We start from the raw sequence: 535 nt of genomic DNA, 5'->3' as shown, positions 1-535 counted from the left end.
GTCCTTGGTCTTGACGGCTGCTTCGGCTATCTGCCCGTGGGCGGTGTAGGTGTAGGCGGTGGTGTTGCCGAGCTGGTCGGTCTGGGACGCCAGGCGCCCTGCCGGATCGTAGGTGCTGCGCACACCGGTGCGGGTGTCGCCCTGGCCGGGATCGCCCTGGGTGAGGGACTTGGCCGTCTGGCGTCCGGCGAGGTCGCGGGTCAGGGCTGCTGTGAACTCCTGCCCGGGGTAGGCGTCAGGTGCGGCCGGGTTCAGGACCGTGCTGTGCGGGATGCCGCCAGGCCCGTAGGAGGGCACCGCGGTGACTTCGCCGCTGGTTGAGGTCAGGGTCCGGCCGAGTGCGTCAGCCTCGGCGGTGGAGGCGGCGGCGGGGGTGCCGTCGGCGAAGACCACCCTCGCCGACGTGGTCCGGGCCGCGGTGTCGGCGTCCTGCACAGACACGGCCCGGGCCTCGCCCAGGCCGGCATCCTCCTGGCCTGCGCCCAGCACGCCCTGCGCGACGGCTTCCGCCACGATGTCCGTGGCGGTTTTGACG

Annotated in this window: 1 protein-coding gene; it reads right to left on the bottom strand. The window is 72.9% G+C overall.

Annotation, left to right across the window (positions count from 1 at the left end):
* Positions 1-535: RHS repeat domain-containing protein (locus tag IF89_RS48910; protein ID WP_043194946.1), on the bottom strand; the 535-nt coding region annotated here is incomplete at both ends.

The organism is Streptomyces sp. NRRL F-2664, from assembly GCF_000719345.1.
Classification (GTDB): domain Bacteria; phylum Actinomycetota; class Actinomycetes; order Streptomycetales; family Streptomycetaceae; genus Streptomyces.
The sequence above is the reverse complement of the archived record's forward strand: the minus strand, read 5'-3'. Positions and strand labels throughout refer to the sequence as shown.